Genomic DNA, 3,093 nt, shown 5'->3' with positions numbered 1-3,093 from the left:
ATTGCCCTGTCCGGGGCCGTGGCCGGTGCCCGGCCCCACCCCTTGCGTGGCGTTGACCGCGGGCAGGGGCGGGGTGTGCGCGCCGGGTTGCACGGGGGGGCGTTCCAGCAGCAGCACCTCTTCCAGCGCCTCCAGGTCGGCCAGGGGGCTGGCGTACACGGTCTGGAACAACGAAAGGTCGGACTGGGACACGCTTTCCACGCGGGCCACCGGCACCCCCTTGGGGAACGCCCCTTCAAGGCCGGAGGTGAGCACCAGTTCGCCCACCTCTATGCGGGCGTTCTGGGGCACGTACTTCATTTCCAGCAGGCCGCGCGGGCCGGTGCCCACCAGGATGCCGGAAGTGCGGTTGACCGCGCTGAGCACCGCCATGCGGCTGCCCGGATCGGTCAGCAGCAGCACGGTGGCGGTGTACGGCCCGGCGCGGTACACGCGGCCCACCACGCCTTCGTGGGTGACCACGGGCGTGCCCGGCCCCGCGCCGGAATAGTACCCCCGACTGATGATGGCCGATTCCAGCGCGGCCTGGGGGCCAAGCCTGTTGGCCACCACGCGCGCGCCAAGGGGCCGCCATCCTTCGGGGGGTTCCAGTTCCAGCAACGCGCGCAGGCGGGCCAGCTCGGCCCGCTCTTCGGAGGCAACCTGCACCTGTTGCGAAAGAGTGCGCACCTGCTCGCGCAGCGCCTCGTTTTCCTCGCGTACCCCGACAAGGTCGAGGTAATTGTTCCACGACGAAACGACCTGATCCCTCGCCCATACGCCCGGTTTCAGGATGGCGCCCACGAATTCCAGACCGGCGTGTTCCGCCAGCCTGTCGAGCACGCCGGTTCTCTGGTTCCAGGTATACAGGCCAAGGTACAGGAACAGCGCCAGTACCAGAAGCAGGATGATGCGCTTGAGCGAGGCGTTAATCTATGCACACCTCCTTCAGGATGTGCAGATTGTCCAGCGCCTTGCCGGTGCCGATGACCACGGTGGAGAGCGGATCATCCACCACGGTGATGGGCAGCGAGGTTTCTTCGCGCAGCAGCTGGTCGAGCCCCTTCAGAAGGCCGCCGCCGCCCGTGAGCACGATGCCCCGGTCAACGATGTCGGCCGCCAGTTCCGGCGGGGTCTGCTCCAGCGCGATGCGCACCGCCTGGACGATGCTTTCGACCTGCTCGGAAATGGCCTTGCGCACCTCTTCGGAGGTGATGATGATGTTCTGCGGAATGCCGGTGACGAGGTCGCGGCCCTTCACCTCGAGCTGCTGCTCGGGGTCCATGGGGTAGGCGGAGGCGATCTTGATCTTGATCTCTTCCGCCGACGATTCGCCGATGAGCATGTTGTACTTGCGCTTGACGTGGGTCATGATCGCCTCGTCCATCTTGTCGCCGCCAACGCGCACCGAGCGCGAATAGACGATGCCCGACAGCGAGATGACGGCCACTTCGGTGGTGCCGCCGCCGATGTCCACGACCATGTTCGAGGTGGGTTCCTGGATGGGCAGGTTGGCGCCGATGGCCGCGGCCATGGGCTCCTCGATCAGGTACACCTCGCGCGCGCCCGCGCTCTGGGCCGATTCCTTCACCGCGCGCTTTTCCACCTGGGTGATGCCGGTGGGCACGCAGATCATGATGCGCGGACGCACCAGGCGGCGGGAATTGTGCACCTTGGAGATGAAGTGGCGCAGCATGGCCTCGGTAATCTCGAAGTCGGCGATGACGCCGTCCTTCATGGGGCGGATGGCCTGGATGTTTCCGGGGGTGCGGCCCAGCATGCGCTTGGCGTCGTGGCCCACGGCCAGCACCACGTTGTTGCCGCGCGTATCCTTTTTCACCGCCACCACCGAAGGCTCGCGCAGCACGATGCCCTGGCCCTTGACGTAGACGCAGGTATTGGCCGTACCCAGGTCTATGGCCAGGTCGTTGGAAAACATTCCAAGGACGAAATCCAGTATCTTTGCCATTTTATCTTACTTGCCTCTCTGAGGGGGAATGCGTATCAACGTTGAAAACAGGGCATTCTTCCAAAAGGACAGCCATTGTCAATGGAAAACACCACGACCCGGCTGCACCTGCTGGCGACGTATTTGCGGTTGCGCTTCGGCGCGCGCGTCCAGAAGGTGCCGCTCGACGCCGGCTTCTCCTGCCCCAACCGCGACGGAACACTGTCGCGCGGGGGCTGCGTGTTCTGCAACCCGCGCGGATCCGGTTCCGGGCTTGGCGAAGATGGACTGACGCTGGAAGAACAGTGGACGGTCTGGACGGGACGTTACGCCCGCACGCGCAACGCCGGTCTGTTCATAGCCTATTTGCAATCGTTTTCCAACACATATGGCCCCATTGATAAATTGCGCCGTGTTCTCGGCGTGTTGCCTGTTCTGCCGGGCATCATGGGAGCGGCGGTGGGAACTCGCCCTGACTGTGTGGACAATGAACGGTTGGATCTGGTGGCGGCACTCCCCCTTCCGGAGGTCTGGCTGGAACTGGGGTTGCAGTCCGCCCACGACGCCACGCTGGCCCGCATCAACCGGGGGCACGACGCCGCCACGTCAGAACGGGCCGTGCGGGACGCCGCCGCACGGGGGCTGCGCGTGTGCGCGCACCTTATCGCCGGGCTGCCCGGCGAGAGCGGGGACGACTTTCTGGCCACGGTGGACTGGGTGAACCGGCTGCCTGTGCACGGAGTGAAGTTTCACGGCCTGTACGTGTGCGAGCGTACTGCGCTGGCCCGGCAATGGCGCGCCGGGGAATACACCCCGCTGGGGCGCGAGGCCTACGCAGACCTCATTGCCCGCGCCCTGCCCCGGCTGCGTCCGGAAATCGTCATCCAGCGCCTGACCGGCGATCCGGCGGGGGGTGAACTGCTGGCCCCGGACTGGGCCAATGACAAACGGGCCACCACAGCGCGCATCAATGAACTGCTGGCCCAGCGGGATACATGGCAGGGCAGGGACGTGGCGGGTGATGCCCCGAACGCAGCTAACGGATTGGGCGGACTGGGCGAAACGGGCGAAACGGGCGTAGCGGGCGCGCACCCTGCCCCGCCCGCCCTGGCTGCACCTCCTGCCTGGTTCGCCGTGCCGCCCCATCGCCTGCCGGGGGCCGCGCC

At 66.2% G+C, this 3,093-nt stretch carries 3 protein-coding genes; 1 reads left to right on the top strand and 2 read right to left on the bottom strand.

From position 1 onward, the window contains the following. A partial coding sequence (mreC, locus tag FVW20_RS10790) for a rod shape-determining protein MreC (protein WP_307831499.1) occupies nt 1–867 on the bottom strand: 867 nt, incomplete at its 3' end. Between the two features lie 40 nt (nt 868–907). Next, nucleotides 908–1,948, bottom strand: a complete 1,041-nt coding sequence (locus FVW20_RS10785) for a rod shape-determining protein (RefSeq protein WP_007527040.1) — start codon at nt 1,946–1,948, stop codon at nt 908–910. Between the two features lie 81 nt (nt 1,949–2,029). Here FVW20_RS10785 and mnmL point away from each other — a divergent pair. After that, a partial coding sequence (gene mnmL, locus FVW20_RS10780) for a tRNA modification radical SAM protein MnmL/YtqA (RefSeq protein WP_196609540.1) occupies nt 2,030–3,093 on the top strand: 1,064 nt, incomplete at its 3' end.

The organism is Nitratidesulfovibrio oxamicus, assembly GCF_015731765.1.
Lineage (GTDB): Bacteria > Desulfobacterota > Desulfovibrionia > Desulfovibrionales > Desulfovibrionaceae > Cupidesulfovibrio > Cupidesulfovibrio oxamicus.
Note: the sequence above shows the minus strand (reverse complement) of the source record. Positions and strands in the feature narration are given on the sequence as shown.